Source organism: Variovorax sp. Varisp36, assembly GCF_047304235.1.
Classification (GTDB): domain Bacteria; phylum Pseudomonadota; class Gammaproteobacteria; order Burkholderiales; family Burkholderiaceae_C; genus Variovorax.
Genome location: NZ_JBGLYU010000004.1, coordinates 73,173 through 92,619, shown reverse-complemented (window position 1 = coordinate 92,619; position 19,447 = coordinate 73,173). Strand labels below are relative to the sequence as shown.

Below are 19,447 nucleotides of genomic sequence, written 5' to 3'. Positions count from 1 at the left end.
ATGAGCGCAACCCTTTCCGCATCCACCCTGCTGGCCGTGCCGCTGGCACCCCTGGTCGGCGCCGTCGTCGCCGGCCTGTTCGGCACCAAGTTCGGCGGCGATCACATCGGCCGCAAGGTCACGCATTCGCTGACCATCCTGGGCGTGCTGGTCGCCTTCATCATCTCGGCCATGACGCTCAAGAGCGTGGTGGCCGACGGCGCCCGCTTCAACGAAACCATCTATGAATGGATGACCGTTGGCGGCCTGAAGATGGAAGTCGGCTTCCTGATCGACGGCCTCACCGCCATGATGATGTGCGTGGTGACCTTCGTGTCGCTGATGGTGCACATCTACACCATCGGCTACATGGAGGAAGACGACGGCTACAACCGCTTCTTCGCGTACATCTCGCTGTTCACCTTCTCGATGCTGATGCTCGTCATGAGCAACAACATGCTCCAGCTGTTCTTCGGCTGGGAGGCGGTGGGCCTGGTGTCGTACCTGCTGATCGGTTTCTGGTTCAACCGGCCGACCGCGATCTTCGCGAACATGAAGGCCTTCCTGGTCAACCGCGTGGGCGACTTCGGCTTCATCCTCGGCATCGGCCTGATCGCGGCCTATGCCGGTACGCTGAACTACGGCGAAGCCTTCGCCAAGGCCAACACGCTGGCCGGCATCACCTTCCCGGGCACCGAATGGATGCTGATCACCGTGATCTGCATCTGCCTGTTCATCGGCGCCATGGGCAAGAGCGCGCAATTCCCGCTGCACGTGTGGCTGCCCGACTCGATGGAAGGCCCGACGCCCATCTCCGCGCTGATCCACGCGGCAACGATGGTGACGGCCGGCATCTTCATGGTGGCGCGCATGTCGCCGCTGTTCGAACTGAGCGACACGGCACTGAGCTTCATCCTCGTGATCGGCGCCATCACCGCGCTGTTCATGGGCTTCCTGGGCATCATCCAGAACGACATCAAGCGCGTGGTCGCGTACTCGACGCTCTCGCAGCTCGGCTACATGACGGTGGCGCTCGGTGCCTCGGCCTACTCGGTCGCGGTGTTCCACCTGATGACGCACGCCTTTTTCAAGGCGCTGCTGTTCCTCGGTGCGGGCTCGGTGATCATCGGCATGCACCACAACCAGGACATCCGCTGGATGGGCGGCGTGCGCAAGTACATGCCGATCACCTGGATCACCTCGCTGCTGGGTTCGCTCGCGCTGATCGGCACGCCGTTCTTCGCCGGCTTCTACTCGAAGGACAGCATCATCGAAGCGGTGCACGAAAGCCACCTGTGGGGCGCGAACTTCGCGTACTACGCGGTGCTGGCCGGCGTGTTCATCACGGCGTTCTATTCGTTCCGCATGTACTTCCTGGTCTTCCACGGCGAGGAACGCTACGACCAAAACCCCGACGCGCACCACCACGATGAGCATGCGGAGCACGACGACGATCATGGCCACGGCCACAAGCCGCACGAATCGCCCTGGGTGGTGTGGCTGCCGCTGGTGCTGCTGGCCATTCCCTCGGTGGTGATCGGCTTCATGACGATCGAGCCGATGCTGTTCGGCGAGTTCTTCAAGAACGCGATCATCGTGGACGGCACCAGGCACCACGCCATGAAGGAACTGGAAGAAGCCTTCCACGGCCCGGTGGCCATGGCCATCCACGGCCTGACGGCGCCGCCGTTCTGGCTGGCGCTGGCCGGCGTGGTCCTGTCCTGGTACATGTACATGATCAACCCGGCGCTGCCGGCCGCGATCAAGCGCGCCTTCGGTCCGATCTACCGCCTGCTCGAGAACAAGTACTACATGGACTGGTTCAACGAGAACGTCATCGCCCGCGCCACGCGCGCGCTCGGTACCGGCCTGTGGAAGGGTGGCGACCAGGCCCTGATCGACGGTGCCGTCGTGAACGGCTCGTGGAAGGTGGTCGGCCGGGTTTCAGGCGTGGTTCGCTGGATGCAGTCCGGCTACATCTACCACTATGCCTTCGCGATGCTGCTCGGCATCTTCATCCTGATGACGTACTTCGTCTGGTTCAAACGCTGAGCCTAGCGCTGGAGAAAAAGAAAAATGGGTTTGTTGAGCCTTGCCATCTGGGTGCCGATCGCATTCGGCGCCGTGCTGCTGGCGTTTGGCCGTGACGAGCAGGCCAGAGGCGTACGCTGGGTCGCGCTCGTCGGTTCCATCGTGAGCTTCCTGGTCACGGTGCCGCTGGTCACGCGTTTCCAGAACAGTACCGCCGCGATGCAGTTCGTCGAGAAGACGGGCTGGATCTCGCGCTTCAACGTCAACTACCACCTCGGGATCGACGGCATGTCGCTCTGGCTGGTGCTGCTGACGTCGTTCATCACGGTCGTCGTCGTGATCTCGGCCTGGGAAGTGATCACCGAGCGCGTGAACCAATACATGGGCGCGTTCCTGATCCTGTCGGGCTTCATGATCGGCGTGTTCGCTGCACTCGACGGCGTGCTGTTCTACGTGTTCTTCGAAGCCACGCTGATCCCGATGTACCTGATCATCGGCATCTGGGGCGGCCCGAACAAGATCTACGCGGCTTTCAAGTTCTTCATCTACACCTTGCTCGGCTCGCTGCTGATGCTGGTGGCGCTGATCTACCTGTACAACAAGTCGGGCGGCAGCTTCGACATCCTGAGCTGGCACAAGCTGCCGCTGGGTGCGAGTGCGCAGACCTTCCTGTTCTTCGCCTTCTTCGCGGCCTTCGCGGTGAAGGTGCCGATGTGGCCGGTGCACACCTGGCTGCCCGACGTGCACGTCGAGGCGCCCACCGGCGGTTCCGCCGTGCTGGCCGCGATCATGCTGAAGCTGGGCGCCTACGGTTTCCTGCGCTTCTCGATGCCCATCGCGCCCGATGCCTCGCACGAATGGGCCTGGCTCATGATCGCGCTGTCGCTGATCGCGGTGATCTACGTGGGCCTGGTCGCGCTGGTGCAGCAGGACATGAAGAAGCTGGTGGCTTACTCGTCGGTGGCCCACATGGGCTTCGTGACGCTCGGCTTCTTCATCTTCAACGAGCTCGGCGTGTCCGGCGGCATCGTGCAGATGATTGCGCACGGCTTCGTGTCGGGCGCCATGTTCCTGGGCATCGGCGTGCTGTACGACCGCGTGCACTCGCGCCAGATCGCCGACTACGGCGGCGTGGTCAACACCATGCCCAAGTTCGCCGCGTTCGCGCTGCTGTTCGCCATGGCCAATTGCGGCCTGCCGGGCACCGCCGGTTTCGTGGGCGAGTGGATGGTAATTCTGGGTGCCGTGAAGGCCAACTTCTGGATCGGAATGGCGGCAGCGACCGCGCTGATCTTCGGTGCCGCCTACACCCTGTGGATGTACAAGCGCGTGTACCTCGGCCCGGTCGGCAACGACCACGTCAAGGAAGTCAGCGACATCAATGCCCGCGAGTTCCTGATGCTGGCGCTGCTGGCGATCGCCGTGCTGTGGATGGGCCTCTATCCGAAGCCTTTCACCGACTCGATGAACGCTTCGGTGACCGAGCTCCTGCGCCACGTGGCGATTTCCAAGTTGCCCTCCTGATGCCACGCTGAACAAGAGAACGAGATGATTGACAAACTCAGCTGGGTCACGATCTACCCCGAAATCGTGTTGCTGGTCATGGCCTGCATCATTGCGCTGGTCGACCTGTCGGACGCGAGCCCGCGCCGTACGCGCACCTATGTACTGACGCTGGCCACGCTCGCCGTGGTCGCGGTGTTGTCGGGCCTCGCCGCCCTCGGTGGCAAGACTGCCTACGGCTTCGGCGGCATGGTCGTCAGCGATCCGATGGGCAATTGGCTCAAATGCTTTGCCACCGTTGCCCTGATGGTCACGCTGGTCTATGGCCGTCCTTATGCGGCCGACCGCGAGATGCTGCGCGGCGGCGAACTGTTCACCATCAGCATGTTCGCGCTGCTGGGCATGTTCGTGATGATCTCGGGCAGCAACTTCCTGCTGATCTACCTGGGCCTGGAACTGCTCACGCTGTCGAGCTATGCGCTGGTGGCGCTGCGCCGCGACAACGCGGTGGCCAGCGAAGCCGCCATGAAGTACTTCGTGCTCGGCGCCATGGCCAGCGGTTTCCTGCTGTACGGCCTGTCGATGATGTACGGTGCGACCGGTTCGCTCGACGTCAACGAAGTGTTCAAGTCCATCGCGAGCGGCAAGGTGAACCACCAGGTGCTGGTGTTCGGCCTGGTGTTCATCGTGGCCGGCCTGGCCTTCAAGGTGGGCGCCGCGCCGTTCCACATGTGGGTGCCCGACGTCTACCAGGGCGCACCGACGGCGGTCACGCTGCTGATCGGCGCCGCGCCCGAACTGGCGGCCTTCGCCATCATCATCCGCCTGCTGGTCGACGCGCTGCAGCCGCTGGCCATCGACTGGCAGCAGATGCTCGCCGTGCTCGCCATCGCCTCGCTGCTGGTCGGCAACCTGGCCGCCATCGCGCAGAGCAACCTGAAGCGGATGCTGGCGTACTCGACGATCTCGCAGATGGGCTTCATGCTCCTCGGCCTGGTGGCGGGTTCGGACCAGCAGGGCACGTACAACGCCCAGTTCGCCTACAGCGCCTCGATGTTCTACATCGTGACCTATGTGCTGACCACGCTGGCGAGCTTCGGCATCATCCTGCTGCTGGCGCGCGAAGGTTTCGAAAGCGAAGAGATTACCGACCTCGCAGGCCTGAACCAGCGCAGCCCGCTGTATGCCGGTGTGATGGCCATCGCGATGTTCTCGCTGGCCGGCCTGCCGCCGCTGGTCGGCTTCTATGCCAAGCTGGCCGTGCTGCAGGCGCTGATCGCCTCGGGCCAGGCGATCTACATCGGGTTGGCCGTGTTCGCGGTGATGATGTCGCTGATCGGTGCGTTCTACTACCTGCGCGTGGTCAAGGTCATGTACTTCGATGCGCCCGTCACGGCCACCACGGTGTCGGCACCGCGCGACGTGCGCACCGTGCTCACGATCAACGGCGCGCTGATCCTGATCCTGGGCATCGTGCCCGGCGGCCTGATGACGCTTTGCTACGACGCGATCGTGGCCACGCTGGCCCACTGACGCGGCCGACCTCGGGTGTCGCAAACCGCGTCGGTCTGGGTCGTTCTGCTGGTGGCCCTGGTGGCCGCCAACCTGCCGTTCTTCAACGACCGCCTGTTCGGCGTCGTGCCTCTGGCGACAACACCCAAGTCGCTCGCGGTGCGGCTCGCCGAGCTGGTGGTCTTGTACTTTCTGGCGGGCGGCGTCGGGCTGCTGTTCGAGCGCAGGGCAGGGCAGATCGCCTCGCAGGGCTGGGAGTTCTATGCGGTGACCGGCGCGCTGTTCATCGTGCTGGCCTTTCCCGGGTTCACCTGGCGCTACCTGATGAAACACAGGCACTGACGACATGACCTCGACCACCACGACCACCGATTCGCACCTGAAGGAAGAACTCACGCAGAGCGTGGAGCTCTTCAAGGGCAACTTCCTGCACGCCAAGCGCGACACCGTGCGACTGCCCGACGGCCACACCGCCACGCGCGAATACGTGGTGCATCCGGGTGCCGTGGTGGTCATTCCGTTGCTGGACGATGGCCGCGTGGTGCTGGAGCGCCAGTTCCGCTACCCCGTAGGCCACGTGATGATCGAATTCCCCGCGGGCAAGCTCGACGCGGCTGAAGACCCGTTCGTCTGCGGCCGGCGCGAGCTGCTCGAGGAAACCGGCTATACCGCGCGCGAATGGGCGCATGCGGGTGCGATGCACCTGGCGGTGGCGTACTCGACCGAGATCATCCACATCTACTTCGCGCGCGGTCTTTCGCTGGGCGAGCGGCAGCTCGACCATGGCGAGTTCCTCGACGTGTTCACGGCCATGCCCGGAGAGCTGGCCGGCTGGTGCCGCGACGGCATCGTGACCGATGCCAAGACGCTGACCTGCACGCTCTGGCTGCAGAACGTCCTTTCGGGCGCATGGGCTCTGGACTGGCAGGCCGTGCCGGCAGAAGGCAGCGCGGGATAATCCGCGCATGAAGGTTCTCAATCTCCGCTGCGCACACGGCCACGGCTTCGAGGGCTGGTTTGCGTCCAACGAGGCCTTCGACAGCCAGTTGGCGAGCGGACTGGTCGAGTGCCCGGTCTGCGGCGACACCGCGATCGTCAAGTTGCTGAGCGCGCCGCGCCTCAACCTCGGCAATGCCAAGGCGCCGCAGGAAGCCGTTGCAACTGCCGCTTCAAGTGTTGTTCCCGCCGAACTCTCGCCCGAGGCCCGCTGGATGCGAGCCGTGCGCGAGGTGCTGGCGAAGACCGAAGACGTCGGCGAGCGCTTTGCCGACGAAGCCCGGAAGATGCACTACGGCGAGGCCCAGGAACGGGGCATCCGCGGACAGGCCACGCTCGAGCAGACCGAGGCGCTGCTCGACGAGGGCATTGCGGTGATGGCGCTGCCGATACCGGCTGCGCTCAAGGAAACCCTGCAGTAGCCAACCGGGCCGCCGCTGTTGCTCATGCCGTGAATTGGAGCGCAGCGAGGCGCGCATAAACGCCGCCCTGCGCCACCAGCGTCGCGTGCGTTCCCTGCTCGACGATCCCGCCGTGGTCCAGCACCACGATGCGGTCGGCCTTCTGCACCGTCGCCAGGCGGTGTGCGATCACGACCGTCGTGCGGTTTTCCATCGCCGATTCCAGTGCCGCCTGCACCATGCGTTCGCTCTCCGCGTCCAGTGCGCTCGTGGCCTCGTCGAGCAGCAGCAGCGGCGGGTTCTTGAGGATCGCACGCGCGATCGCGATGCGCTGGCGCTGTCCGCCCGACAGGCGCACGCCGCGCTCGCCGAGGAAGGTGTCGTAGCCCTCGGGCAGCGCCTGCAGGAAGTCGTGGGCGAAGGCGGCGCGGGCGGCGGCATGCACCTCTTCGGCCGTTGCCTCGGGCCGGCCGTAGCGGATGTTCTCGAACGCGCTGGCCGAGAAGATCACCGCATCCTGTGGCACCAGGCCGATGCGGGTGCGCAGGTCGGGCAGGGCGAGCGAAGCCAGCGGAGTGCCATCGAGCAGCAGGCGGCCCGATTGCGGGTCGTAGTAGCGCAGCAGCAACTGGAACACTGTGCTCTTGCCCGCGCCGCTCGACCCCACCAGCGCCACGGTCTCGCCGGGCGCGACGTCGAGGCTGAAGCCGCGCAATGCCGGCGTGTCCGGCCGGGACGGGTAATGGAAGGTCACCGCGTCGAACCTGATCGCGCTGCCCGCCACGGGAACGGGCGCGACCGTCGGATTCGACGGTGAAAAGATGGCCGCGGGCGCATGCAGCAGTTCCATCAGCCGCTCGGTTGCGCCGGCTGCGCGGAGCAAGTCGCCGTACACCTCGCCGAGCACGGCGGTCGCGCTGGCCAGGATGGCGACGTAGACGACGGTCTGGCCCAGGTGGCCGGCCGTGATGTCGCCGCGCAGCACTGCCTGCGTGCCCTGGTACAGGCCCCAGAGCAGCGCCGCGGAGGTCGCGATGATGATGAACGCCACCAGCACCGAGCGGGCCTTGGTTCGGCGCACGGCGGTGCGGAAAGCGTTCTCCGTCGAACCGCTGAAGCGCGCGGCCTCGCGGCCTTCGGCCGTGTAGCTCTGCACCACCGGAATCGCGTTCAGCACCTCGGCAGCGATGGCGCTCGAATCGGCCACGCGGTCCTGGCTGGCGCGCGACAGCTTGCGCACGCGGCGGCCGAACCACATGCTCGGCAGCACCACCAGCACGAGGATGCCCAGCACCTGCACCATCACATAGGGATTGGTCCACACCAGCACGGCCAGCGCGCCGATGCCCATCACCGCGTTGCGCAGGCCCATGCTCAGCGAGGAGCCGACGACCGTCTGCACCAGCGTGGTGTCGGCTGTCAGGCGCGAGAGCACCTCGCCGGTCTGCGTGGTTTCGAAGAAGGCCGGGCTCTGCTTCAGCACGTGGCCATAGACCGCGTTGCGGATGTCGGCCGTCACGCGCTCGCCCAGCCAGCTCACCGTATAGAAGCGCGCCGCCGAGAAAAGACCGAGCGCCACTGCCACCGCGAAGAGGGCGCCGAAGTGCTCGCGCAGCGCCATCGTCTGGGCGCCCTTGTCGGCGCTGATCAAGCCACCGTCAATCAGGCTGCGCAATGCGATAGGGAAAACCAGTGTGGTGAGCGCCGCCATCACCAGAAAGATGCCTGCCAGGACGATCTGCACCCGGTAGGGACGGAGAAAAGGGCTCAGGCCCGAGAGCGATCGGGGCGAGCCCTTGGCCATGGAAGACGGTGGGGGAGAAGCCATGGAAGGATTCTACAGAAACATTGCTACTACAAAGGCAGCCTTGACAATAACTGCCTCGGCAACTAATATTCGGCCCATGAGCGATGCAACTACCCCCCAAGCCCCGTCGGCGCCTGCCGACGCCGAGCGTCGCGCGCCTGCAGCCTTCTACAGCCCGGAAACCTACCGTACCGAAGAAAGCATCGGCTACCTGATGCGCCGCATCGTCACGGCGGTCGGCCAGTCGGTCGAAAACCGCATGTGCGAGCCGGGCAGCCCGACCTATCCGCAGTGGGTGCCTCTCTATAAATTGCATGTAGGCGCCGCTACCACCGTGGCCGAACTGGCCCGTGCCTGCGAACTCGACACCGGCGCCATGACGCGCCTGCTCGACCGCCTCGAGGCCAAGGGCCTGTGCCGCCGCGTGCGATCGCTCGAAGACCGCCGCGTGGTCAATATCGAGCTCACCGACGAAGGCCGTGCCGCCGCCAAGGAAGTGCCCTACGTGCTGAGCCGTGTGCAGAACGAACACCTTGCCGGCTTCAGCACCGAAGAATGGGAGCAGCTCAAGGGGTACTTGCGCCGCATCCTCGACAACGCCCAGGCCCTCGCGGCCCGTGGAGATAAAAATGACTGAATCCCTCGCCGTGCGCGCCGTGCGTCGCACACCCATCATGGCCGCCGCACTGCTGGTGGTGGCATTGGCCGGCTGTGCCGACATGTCAGGCATCGGCTCGCAGGCCAAACTGCGCGACGCCTCGTCGCTGGGCATCGCGCCCGACAGCGCCGCGGCGCCTGCGTCCCGGCTCGACAGCCAATGGTGGCTGGCCTTTGGCGATACGCAGCTCGATTCGCTGATCGATCAGGCCGTGGCCGGCAACCCGAACCTGCAGGTCGCTCAAGCCCGCCTTGCGCGTGCGCAGGCCTCGGCGGACATTGCCGGCGCGGCGCTCAAGCCGCAGGTCAAGGGCGACCTCGACCTGAAGCGCCAGAAGTTCAACACCAACTACATCTACCCCGCACCGCTGGGCGGCTCGACGCAGAACATCGGCCTGCTGCAGCTCAGCGCCAGCTGGGAACTCGACTTCTTCGGCAAGAACCGCAGCGCGCTCGACACCGCCATCGGCGCGGCCAACGCCGCGGCCGCCGATGCGGATGCCGCACGCGTGCTGCTCGCGAGCAACGTGGCGCGCAGCTACTTCCAGTGGGCGCGCCTGAACGACCAGCTCACCGTTGCCGGGCGCACGCTGGCGCAGCGCGACGAAACGCTCAAGCTCGTGCGCGACCGCGTGTCCGCCGGCCTCGACACCCGTCTCGAACTGCGCCAGAGCGAAGGCGGCCTGCCCGAAGCACGCCAGCAGATCGAATCGCTCAACGAGCAGATCGCGCTGCAGCAGCACGCACTCGATGCGCTGGTCGGCCAGCCGAACGTGTCCGCATCGCTCAAGCCGCCGGTGCTGGCGAACGTCAGGCCGATGGCGCTGCAGGCGAACATTCCGGCCGACCTGCTGGGCCGCCGCGCCGACATCGCCGCCGCGCGCTGGCGCGTCGAGGCCGCCACGAGCGACGTGGCCAATGCCAAGACCCTGTTCTATCCCAACGTGAACCTCACGGCCTTCGCCGGCTTCCAGAGCCTGGGTTTCGGCAAGCTGCTGAAGTCGGGCAGCGAGCAATGGGGCGTGGGCCCCGCCATCACGCTGCCGATCTTCGAAGGCGGCAAGCTGCGGGCCAACCTGCGCGGCAAGTCGGCCGACCTCGACGTGGCCATCGAAAGCTATAACGCTACCGTGCTCGACGCGGTGCGCGACGCGGCCGACCAGGCCACCAGCGCGCAGTCGATCGCGCGCCAGCAAGCTGAACAACGCGCCGCGCAGGCCGCTGCCGAGGGCGCCTACGACATCGCCGTGCAGCGTTACCGCGCGGGCCTCGGCAACTACCTCAACGTGCTGACGGCGGAAACCTCCGTGCTGGCGCAGCGCCGGCTGGCGGTCGATCTGGCCGCCCGCGCGCTCGACACACAGGTAGGTCTGGCGCGCGCGCTGGGCGGCGGCTGGCAGCCCCCGGCCACCGCCACGGCAGCGGCGCCATCAGCCGCAATGAACTGACATCACCCGAACCAGTCCGATTTTTTCGTCTTCGGAAAGAACTTCATCATGAGCGACAACAACACTCCGACGTCCGCTGCAGCCGCAGCTTCCGCAGCCCCCGAGGCGCCCGCCGGCAATGGCAAGCGCCGCCGCGCGCTCACCGCGCTCGCCGCGGTGGTGATCGTCGCCGGCGGCGGCTGGGGTGTCTACGAATGGCTGGTCGCCAGCCACTACGAGGACACCGACAACGCCTACGTGCAGGGCAACGTGATCCAGATCACGCCGCAGATCGGCGGCACCGTGATGGCCATCAACGCCGATGACACCGACTTCGTGAAGGCCGGCCAGCCGCTGGTGCAACTCGACCCGGCCGATGCCAAGGTGTCGCTCGAACAGGCCGAAGCCGCGCTCGCGCAGGCCGTGCGCCAAGTGCGCACGCTGTACGCCAACAACGGCTCGCTGGCCGCGCAGGTCACGCTGCGCCAGGCCGACATCGTCAAGGCGCAGAGCGACATCGCCAAGGCGCAGGACGACCTGCAGCGCCGCCGCGCGCTGTCGGGCAACGGCGCCGTGTCGAAGGAAGAGCTCAACCATGCCGAAACGCAGCTCGACACCGCCAAGAGCCAGCTCGCAGCGGCGCAGGCCGGCGTGGTCGCCGCGAAGGAAGCCCTGGTCAGCAACCAGTCGCTGACCGAAGGCACCAGCGTGGCCCAGCACCCCAGCGTGCTGGCCGCTGCCGCCAAGGTGCGCGAGGCCTACCTCGCCACGCAGCGCGTGGCCATGCCCGCGCCGGTCGACGGCTACGTCGCCAAGCGCACCGTGCAGCTCGGCCAGCGCGTGGCCGCCGGCACGCCAATGATGTCGATCGTGCCGCTCAACCAGCTGTGGGTCGACGCCAACTTCAAGGAAGTGCAGTTGCGCAACATCCGCATTGACCAGCCCGTGAAGCTCACGGCCGACGTCTACGGCAAGAAGATCGAATACAGCGGCAAGGTCGCGGGCCTCGGCGTGGGCACGGGCAGCGCGTTTGCGCTGCTGCCCGCGCAGAACGCCACCGGCAACTGGATCAAGGTGGTGCAGCGCGTGCCCGTGCGCATCGCGCTCGACCCTGAGCAGCTCAAGTCCAACCCGCTGCGCATCGGCCTGTCGATGGATGCCGAGATCGATATCTCCTCGAAGAGCGGCAAGATGCTCGCCGACGCGCCGCGCGCCGCTGCGCTCACGCAGACGCAGGTCTACAGCCAGCTCGACCGCGGCGCCGACGCCGAAGTGGAGCGCATCGTCGCGGCCAACCTCGGCCGCAGCGCGTCGGCCACGGCAGCTGCCGCACCGGCGAAGAACCCGACAGCGCCTGCCACGTCGGTGGCCGCGCAGGGGCAACCGGGCTGATCGCCCGGACTTTCTTCCTCAGGTAAACAGTTCGCCCATGGCCACCGCTGCTCCTGCTTACGTCGCGCATCCGCCGCTCGAGGGCGCAGCCCGCCTCTGGGGCACGGTCGCGCTGTCTGCGGCAACCTTCATGAACGTGCTCGACTCGTCGATCGCGAACGTGTCGCTGCCTGCCATCTCCGGTGACCTGGGCGTGAGCACCACGCAGGGTACCTGGGTCATCACCAGCTTCGCGGTGGCCAACGCCATCGCGGTGCCGCTCACAGGCTTCATGACGCAGCGCTTCGGACAGGTGCGCCTGTTCATGGTCAGCGTGATCCTGTTCATGATCACCTCGCTGATGTGCGGCCTGGCGCCGAACATGACGACGCTGATCGCCTTTCGCGCGCTGCAGGGCTTCGTTGCGGGCCCGATGATCCCGCTGTCGCAGACGCTGCTGCTGTCGAGCTATCCGCGCGCCAAGGCGGGCCTCGCGATGGCGATGTGGTCGATGACCACGCTGGTCGCGCCGGTGATGGGGCCGCTGCTTGGCGGCTGGATCACCGACAACATCTCGTGGCCGTGGATCTTCTACATCAACATCCCCGTGGGCATCGTCGCCGCGGCCATCACCTGGGCGCTGTACCGTCACCGCGAGAGCGCCACGCACAAAGTGCCGATCGACGCCATCGGCCTCGCGCTGCTGGTGCTGTGGGTGGGCTCGCTGCAGCTGATGCTCGACAAGGGCAAGGAACTCGACTGGTTCCACTCGGCGCAGATCATCACGCTGGCGGTGGTGGCCGTGGTCGGCTTCGCGTTCTTCCTGGTGTGGGAGCTGACCGACAAGCATCCGGTGGTCGACCTGTCGCTGTTCAAGCGCCGCAATTTCTGGTCGGGCGCCGTGGCAACGGCCGTGGCCTATGGCCTGTTCTTCGGCAACGTGGTGCTGCTGCCGCTGTGGCTGCAGCAGTGGATGGGCTACACCGCGACGCAGGCGGGCATGATCATGGCGCCCGTCGGGCTGCTGGCGATCTTCTTCTCTCCGGTGGTGGGGCTCACGGTGGCCAAGATCGACCCGCGCCGCTATGCGACCTTCTCGTTCCTGGTGTTCGCGCTGGTGCTGTGGATGCGCTCGCACTTCAATACGCAGGCCGATTTCGTGACGATCATCATCCCGACGATCATCCAGGGCATCGCGATGGCGTTCTTCTTCATTCCGCTCGTGACCATCACGTTGTCGGGCCTCACGCCCGACCGCATTCCGGCCGCGTCGGGACTGTCGAACTTCCTGCGGATCACCGCGGGCGCGATGGGCACGTCGATCACCACCACGTTGTGGGAGAACCGCGCGGCGCTGCATCACTCGCAATTGGCGGAGACCGTGAACCAGGGTAACAACGCGGCGACCAGCGCGATGTCGGGCCTCGCGGGCAGCGGCTTCAGCAGCGAGCAGGTGCTGGGGCAGCTGAACCGCATCGTCGACCAGCAGTCGTTCATGCTGGCGACCAACGACATCTTCTATGCGTCGGCGATCCTGTTCCTGCTGCTGATCCCGCTGGTGTGGTTGGCGCGGCCGCAGCGCGGCGGTGCCGGCAGCGACGCCGCAGCCGGCGCGCACTGAGCGCGCACACCATCGCCTCATCGACCCCCAGCCTCCGCAAGGAGCCTGGGGGTTTTCTTTGTCGCTGCGACGACAGTCCCGATTCGGATGCCGCACAGATCCGTGCAGGTTGCACTGCAGCATAGGCATTTGCCCCAGTATCCAAGCGAGTGGCACGCACGAACAATCGGTCCGCGCTCAATGGTGGCGCATTGGGATGGACCGCATGACCGACTTTCTTTTTCCGAATCCGGGCGACCTCGCGAGATGAGCGACGTCATCCTCGAAACACGCGAGCTCACCAAGGAATTCAAGGGGTTCACTGCCGTCAGCAAGGTCAATCTCTCGGTGGTGCGCGGCTCGATCCATGCGCTGATCGGCCCGAACGGCGCCGGCAAGACGACCTGCTTCAACCTGCTCACCAAGTTCCTCGAGCCGACCACCGGCACGATCCTCTTCAACGGACAGGACATCACCGGCGAGCGGCCCGCGCAGATCGCGCGGCGCGGCATCATCCGCTCGTTCCAGATCTCTGCCGTGTTCCCGCACCTCACGCTGCTCGAGAACGTGCGCCTGGGCCTGCAGCGCCGGCTGGGCACTTCGTACCACTTCTGGAAGAGCGAGAAGTCGCTCAAGCCGCTCGACGCGCGCGCCCGCGAACTGCTCGCCGAAGTGGGCCTCGAGGCACTCGCCGACGAACAGACCGTGAACCTGCCGTACGGCCGCAAGCGCGCGCTCGAGATCGCGACCACGCTGGCCATGGAGCCCGAGCTGATGCTGCTCGACGAGCCCACGCAGGGCATGGGCCATGAAGACGTGCACCGCGTGGCCGAACTCATCAAGCGCGTGTCGGCCGGACGCACCATCCTGATGGTCGAACACAACATGAGCGTGGTCTCCACCATCGCCGACACCATCACCGTGCTTCAGCGCGGTGCCGTGCTGGCCGAAGGACCTTACGCCGAAGTCTCCGCGAATCCCCAGGTCATGGAGGCCTACATGGGCACCACCGACGGCCAGCTGCAAGGGGCCCACTGATGACCGCGGCACTTCAGATCAAGGGCCTGCAAGCCTGGTACGGCGAATCGCACGTGCTGCATGGCGTCGACATGGTCGTGCAGCCGGGCGAAGTCGTCACGCTGCTGGGCCGCAACGGCGCGGGCCGCACCACCACGCTGCGCGCCATCATGGGGCTCACCGGCGCGCGCAAGGGCAGCATCGAGGTCAACGGCAAGGAGACCATCGGCATGCCGACGCACCGCATCGCGCACCTCGGCATCGGCTATTGCCCGGAGGAGCGCGGCATCTTCGCGAGCCTTTCGTGTGAAGAAAACCTCTTGCTGCCGCCCGAGCTGAAAGGCGCGGGGCAGGGCATGTCGGTCGAAGAGATCTACGCCATGTTCCCCAACCTCGCCGAGCGCCGCCACAGCCAGGGCACGCGCCTGTCGGGCGGCGAGCAGCAGATGCTGGCCGTGGCGCGCATCCTGCGCACCGGCGCCAAGCTGCTGCTGCTCGACGAAATCTCCGAGGGCCTCGCGCCAGTCATCGTGCAGGCGCTGGCCCGAATGATCACCATGCTGCGCGCCAAGGGCTACACCATCGTCATGGTGGAGCAGAACTTCCGCTTCGCGGCGCCGTTGGCGGACCGCTTCTATGTGATGGAGCATGGCCGCATCGTCGAAAAATTCGGCGCGGCCGAACTTGAAGCCAAGATGCCGGTGCTCACCGAACTGCTCGGCGTCTGAACTCGAACACCCAACAAGATTTTTCAGGAGACCCAACACCATGAACAAGAAACTCGGACTCATCGCCACCGCCGTCGCCATCCTCGCCTTGAGCGCAGGCGCTGTGCAGGCGCAGGAAAAAGTGAAGATCGGTTTCGTCACCGATATGTCGAGTCTCTACGCCGACCTGGAAGGCAAGGGCGGCGCCACCGCCATCCAGATGGCCATCGACGACTTCGGCGGCAAGGTGCTGGGCCAACCCATCGAACTGCTGACGGCCGACCACCAGAACAAGGCCGACATCGCCGCTTCCAAGGCGCGCGAATGGATCGACACCGCTGGCGTGACCATGGTTTTCGGCGGCACCAACTCCGGCACCGCGCTGGCCACCGCCAAGGTGGCGGAAGAGAAAAAGCGCGTGTACTTCAACAACGGCGCCGGCAGCTCGGTGCTCACCAACGAGCAGTGCAGCCCCTACACCGTCCACTATGCCTACGACACCGTGGCGCTGGCCAAGGGCACCGGCGCGGCCGTGGTCGATCGCGGCGGCAAGAGCTGGTTCTTCCTGACGGCCGACTACGCCTTCGGCCACGCACTCGAAGCCGACACCACCAAGGTGGTGAAAGAGAAGGGCGGCACGGTGGTGGGCGCGGTGCGCCATCCGCTGAACGCATCCGACTTCTCGTCGTTCCTGCTGCAGGCGCAGAACTCCAAGGCGCAGATCCTCGGCCTGGCCAACGCCGGCGGCGACACCATCAATTCGATCAAGGCCGCCAAGGAATTCGGCATCAACAAGACCATGAAGACCGCCGGCCTGCTGGTCTTCCTGAGCGACATCCACAGCCTGGGCCTGAGGAACACCGAAGGCCTGCTGCACACCACCAGCTGGTATTGGGACCTGAACGACGACACGCGCAAGTTCGCCAACCGCTTCTTCGAGAAGACCAAGCGCATGCCCACCGACGTGCAGGCTGCCGACTACTCGGCTACCACCACCTACCTGAAGGCCGTGGCCGCCGCCAAGACGACCGACTCCGACAAGGTGATGGCGCAACTCAAGAGCATGAAGGTTGACGACTTCTACGCCAAGGGTCAGATCCGCGCCGACGGCAGCTTCATCCACGACATGTACCTGGTCGAAGTGAAGTCGCCCGCCGAATCGAAGAAGCCTTGGGACTACCTGAAGGTGCTCAAGACCCTGCCGGGCGACCAGGTCTTCACGGCCAAGGCAGAAACCAAGTGCGCCAGCTGGAAGTGATGCTCGCCCTCACGACTTTCCATTCCTTCTCCAGGAGTTCCCGACCATGAAAAAGACGTTCGTGCTTTCCGGCCTGTCCCTTGCCATGGCGCTTGCCGCGGGCGCCGTCCAGGCCCAGGACAAGGTCAAGATCGGCTTCATCACCGACATGTCGAGCCTCTACGCGGACGTGGAGGGCAAGAACGGCGCCCTCGCGATCCAGATGGCCATCGACGACTTCGGCGGCAAGGTCAACGGCATGCCCATCGAGCTGCTGCAGGCCGACCACCAGAACAAGGCCGACATCGCGGCTTCCAAGGCGCGCGAATGGATCGACACGCAGGGCCTGACGATGCTGTTCGGCGGCACCAGCTCGGGCACTGCGCTGGCCATGGCCAAGGTGGCGCAGGAGAAGAAGCGCGTGTTCGTCGTGAACGGTGCCGGCAGTTCGGCGCTCACCAATGAGCAGTGCAGCCCCTACACCGTGCACTACGCCTACGACACCGTGGCGCTGGCCAAGGGCACGGGCAGCGCCGTGATCGCACGCGGCGACAAGAGCTGGTACTTCCTGACGGCCGACTATGCCTTTGGCCAGGCACTGGAAGCCGACGCGTCCAAGGTCGTGAAGGAGAAGGGCGGCACCGTGGTGGGCAGCGTGAAGCATCCGCTCAACACCTCCGACTTCTCCTCGTTCCTGCTGCAGGCGCAGAACTCCAAGGCCCAGGTGCTGGCGCTGGCCAATGCGGGCGGCGACACCATCAACTCGATCAAGGCCGCCAAGGAATTCGGCATCACCAAGACCATGAAGATGGTCGGCTTGCTGGTGTTCGTGACCGACGTGCACAGCCTGGGCCTGAAGAACACCGAAGGCCTGCTGCTCACCACCAGCTGGGACTGGAACCTCGACGACAAGACGCGCGCCTTTGGCAAGCGCTTCTTCGAGAAGACCAAGCGCATGCCCACCGACATCCAGGCCGCCGACTATTCGGCCACCATGACCTACCTGAAGGCCGTGCAGGCCGCCAAGACGGTCGATGCCGACAAGGTGATGGAGGCGCTCAAGAAGACCCCCGTCGACGACTTCTATGCCAAGGGCAGCATCCGCGCCGACGGCCGTTTCGTGCACGACATGTACCTTGTGCAGGTCAAGTCGCCGGCCGAATCCAAGCAGCCGTGGGACTACTACAAGGTGGTCCAGAAGCTGAAGGGCGAAGAGGTCTTCACGACGAAGGCCGAGAGCAAGTGCGCCCTCTGGAAGTGATCTCCCGCGGGCGCGCAGCCGCCCGGGTTCGTTGAAACACTTATGACCATTTCCCTTCCTGCGTTGTTGAGCCAGCTCCTCCTGGGGCTGGTCAACGGCTCGTTCTACGCCATCCTGAGCCTCGGGCTGGCGGTGATCTTCGGCCTGCTCAACGTCATCAACTTCGCGCATGGCGCGTTGTTCATGCTGGGCGCCGTCCTGACATGGATGGCGATGGAGTATCTCGGCGTCAACTACTGGGTGATGCTGATCGCGGCGCCCATCGTCATCGGCATCTTCGGCGTGCTCATCGAGCGCCTGCTGCTGCGCTGGATCTACAAGCTCGACCACCTCTACGGCCTCTTGCTCACGCTGGGCCTCACGCTGCTGATCGAGGGCGTGTTCCGCTCGGTCTACGGCGTGTCGGGGCTGCCCTACGACGCGCCCGATGCGCTGTCGAGTTCCACCGACCTGGGCTTCATGGTGCTGCCGAACTATCGCGCCTGGGTGGTCGTTGCATCGCTGGTGATCTGCTTTGCGACCTGGTTCGTGATCGAGAAGACCCGCCTGGGCGCCTACCTGCGCGCCGGCACCGAGAACCCGCGGCTGGTGGAGGCCTTCGGCGTCAACGTGCCGCTGATGATCACGCTGACCTATGCCTTCGGCTGCGCGCTCGCGGCCTTCGCCGGCGTGCTCGCTGCACCGGTGATGCAGGTGTCGCCGCTGATGGGGCAGAACCTCATCATCGTGGTGTTCGCGGTGGTCGTGATCGGCGGCATGGGTTCGATCATGGGCGCCATCCTCACGGGTCTCGGGCTCGGCGTGATCGAAGGGTTCACCAAGGTTTTCTATCCCGAGGCATCGTCTACGGTTGTGTTCGTGATCATGGTCATCGTGCTGTTGATTCGCCCCGCCGGCCTGTTCGGCAAAGAAAAATAAGGCGAGTGGCATGAACACGAAAAAAATCTCCCTCATCGTCTACGCACTTCTGCTGGTCGCGCTCGTCGCGGCGCCGTTCTTCGGCGCCTACCCGGTGTTCGTGATGAAGCTCATGTGCTTCGCACTGTTCGCCGCGGCCTTCAACCTGCTGCTGGGCTTCACGGGCCTGCTGTCGTTCGGCCACGCGGCCTTCCTCGGCGGCTCCGCGTACGTGGCGGGCCATGCCATCAAGGTCTGGGGGCTCACGCCTGAACTGGGCCTGATCGCGGGCACGCTCAGCGGCGCTTTCCTCGGCTGGATCTTCGGCGTGCTGGCCATTCGCCGCCAGGGCATCTACTTCGCGATGATCACGCTGGCGCTCGCGCAGATGATGTTCTTCGTCGCGCTGCAGGCCAAGTTCACCGGCGGCGAAGACGGCCTGCAGGGCGTGCCGCGCGGCAAGCTGTTCGGCCTGGTCGACCTGTCCAACGACCTCACGATGTACTACGTGGCACTGGTCATCGTGGTCGCGGCCTTCCTGCTGATCGTGCGCACCATCCACTCGCCCTTCGGGCAGGTGCTCAAGGGCATCAAGGAGAACGAGCCGCGCGCGCTGTCGCTGGGCTACGACGTGAGCCGCTTCAAGCTGCTGGCTTTCGTGCTCTCGGCGGCGCTGTCGGGACTGGCCGGTTCGCTCAAGACGCTGGTGCTGGGCTTCGCCACGCTGTCGGACGTGCACTGGACCGCTTCGGGCCAGGTCATCCTGATGACGCTGGTGGGCGGCCTGGGCACGCTCTCGGGTCCGCTGGTGGGCTCGGCCGTGGTGGTGCTGCTCGAGAACAAGATCGGCGAACTCGGCAACCTGCTTGCGCGCATCACGACGGTGGACTGGTTCAACACGCTGGGCGAGTCGGTGACCATGGTCACGGGCCTGATCTTCGTGATCTGCGTGCTGGCCTTCCGCAAGGGGATCATGGGCGAGATCATCGCGTTCATCGACAGGCGGCGGGCGAAGTAATGCGCGGCCAACAAAAAAGGGAGCCT

17 protein-coding genes are annotated in these 19,447 nt (G+C 65.5%); 16 read left to right on the top strand and 1 reads right to left on the bottom strand.

What is annotated here, in order from left to right; all coding sequences use genetic code 11:
* The 6 genes from nuoL to ACCD11_RS04075 are packed head-to-tail and all read left to right on the top strand — an operon-like array spanning position 1 to position 6,443.
* Positions 1-2,031, top strand: coding sequence for an NADH-quinone oxidoreductase subunit L (gene nuoL, locus ACCD11_RS04100; RefSeq protein ID WP_413312552.1), 2,031 nt, complete (start codon positions 1-3; stop codon positions 2,029-2,031).
* A gap of 24 nt (positions 2,032-2,055) precedes the next feature.
* A complete protein-coding gene (locus ACCD11_RS04095; protein ID WP_413312551.1) occupies positions 2,056-3,534 on the top strand; it encodes an NADH-quinone oxidoreductase subunit M in 1,479 nt (492 codons plus the stop codon).
* Between the two features lie 24 nt (positions 3,535-3,558).
* The gene (gene nuoN / locus ACCD11_RS04090) at positions 3,559-5,046 is read left to right on the top strand and encodes an NADH-quinone oxidoreductase subunit NuoN (RefSeq protein WP_413312550.1); all 1,488 of its coding nucleotides are present in this window, start codon (positions 3,559-3,561) and stop codon (positions 5,044-5,046) included.
* 15 nt (positions 5,047-5,061) lie between these two features.
* Complete coding sequence (locus ACCD11_RS04085) at positions 5,062-5,367, top strand: DUF2818 family protein (protein ID WP_056511131.1); 306 nt, start codon at positions 5,062-5,064, stop codon at positions 5,365-5,367.
* 4 nt (positions 5,368-5,371) lie between these two features.
* Positions 5,372-5,983, top strand: a complete 612-nt coding sequence (locus ACCD11_RS04080) for an NUDIX domain-containing protein (RefSeq protein WP_413312549.1) — start codon at positions 5,372-5,374, stop codon at positions 5,981-5,983.
* Positions 5,984-5,990: 7 nt separating this feature from the next.
* Complete coding sequence (locus ACCD11_RS04075; RefSeq protein WP_413312548.1) at positions 5,991-6,443, top strand: DUF1178 family protein; 453 nt, start codon at positions 5,991-5,993, stop codon at positions 6,441-6,443.
* A 22-nt stretch (positions 6,444-6,465) separates the two neighbouring features.
* Here the strand turns inward: ACCD11_RS04075 and ACCD11_RS04070 are convergent, their stop codons facing one another.
* Positions 6,466-8,250, bottom strand: a complete 1,785-nt coding sequence (locus tag ACCD11_RS04070) for an ABC transporter transmembrane domain-containing protein (RefSeq protein ID WP_413312547.1) — start codon at positions 8,248-8,250, stop codon at positions 6,466-6,468.
* A gap of 76 nt (positions 8,251-8,326) precedes the next feature.
* On the opposite strand from ACCD11_RS04070, the gene ACCD11_RS04065 reads away from it, so the two are divergent.
* The 10 genes from ACCD11_RS04065 (at position 8,327) to ACCD11_RS04020 (ending at position 19,421) form a co-directional block, all read left to right on the top strand.
* A complete protein-coding gene (locus ACCD11_RS04065; RefSeq protein WP_042674198.1) occupies positions 8,327-8,866 on the top strand; it encodes a MarR family winged helix-turn-helix transcriptional regulator in 540 nt (179 codons plus the stop codon).
* Entirely contained in the window at positions 8,859-10,334 is a 1,476-nt protein-coding gene (locus tag ACCD11_RS04060; RefSeq protein ID WP_413312546.1) for an efflux transporter outer membrane subunit, read from the top strand. The genes ACCD11_RS04065 and ACCD11_RS04060 overlap by 8 nt, the downstream gene beginning before the upstream one ends.
* Positions 10,335-10,382: 48 nt before the next feature.
* On the top strand, positions 10,383-11,705 hold the full coding sequence (locus ACCD11_RS04055) for an efflux RND transporter periplasmic adaptor subunit (protein WP_413312545.1): 1,323 nt from the start codon (positions 10,383-10,385) through the stop codon (positions 11,703-11,705).
* A 37-nt stretch (positions 11,706-11,742) separates the two neighbouring features.
* Positions 11,743-13,305 (top strand): DHA2 family efflux MFS transporter permease subunit, encoded by a 1,563-nt coding sequence (locus ACCD11_RS04050; RefSeq protein ID WP_413312544.1) that lies wholly within the window; start codon positions 11,743-11,745, stop codon positions 13,303-13,305.
* A gap of 246 nt (positions 13,306-13,551) precedes the next feature.
* Positions 13,552-14,322: an ABC transporter ATP-binding protein gene (locus ACCD11_RS04045; RefSeq protein WP_007837720.1), complete on the top strand. Its 771-nt coding sequence runs from the start codon at positions 13,552-13,554 to the stop codon at positions 14,320-14,322.
* A complete protein-coding gene (locus tag ACCD11_RS04040) occupies positions 14,322-15,029 on the top strand; it encodes an ABC transporter ATP-binding protein (RefSeq protein ID WP_413312543.1) in 708 nt (235 codons plus the stop codon). The genes ACCD11_RS04045 and ACCD11_RS04040 overlap by 1 nt, the downstream gene beginning before the upstream one ends.
* 40 nt (positions 15,030-15,069) lie before the next feature.
* A complete protein-coding gene (locus tag ACCD11_RS04035) occupies positions 15,070-16,266 on the top strand; it encodes an ABC transporter substrate-binding protein (protein WP_007834406.1) in 1,197 nt (398 codons plus the stop codon).
* 46 nt (positions 16,267-16,312) lie between these two features.
* Positions 16,313-17,506: an ABC transporter substrate-binding protein gene (locus ACCD11_RS04030; protein ID WP_413312542.1), complete on the top strand. Its 1,194-nt coding sequence runs from the start codon at positions 16,313-16,315 to the stop codon at positions 17,504-17,506.
* A 42-nt stretch (positions 17,507-17,548) separates the two neighbouring features.
* Positions 17,549-18,424: a branched-chain amino acid ABC transporter permease gene (locus ACCD11_RS04025; protein ID WP_056596243.1), complete on the top strand. Its 876-nt coding sequence runs from the start codon at positions 17,549-17,551 to the stop codon at positions 18,422-18,424.
* Between the two features lie 10 nt (positions 18,425-18,434).
* Positions 18,435-19,421, top strand: coding sequence for a branched-chain amino acid ABC transporter permease (locus tag ACCD11_RS04020; protein ID WP_413312541.1), 987 nt, complete (start codon positions 18,435-18,437; stop codon positions 19,419-19,421).
* Positions 19,422-19,447: the final 26 nt, after the last annotated feature.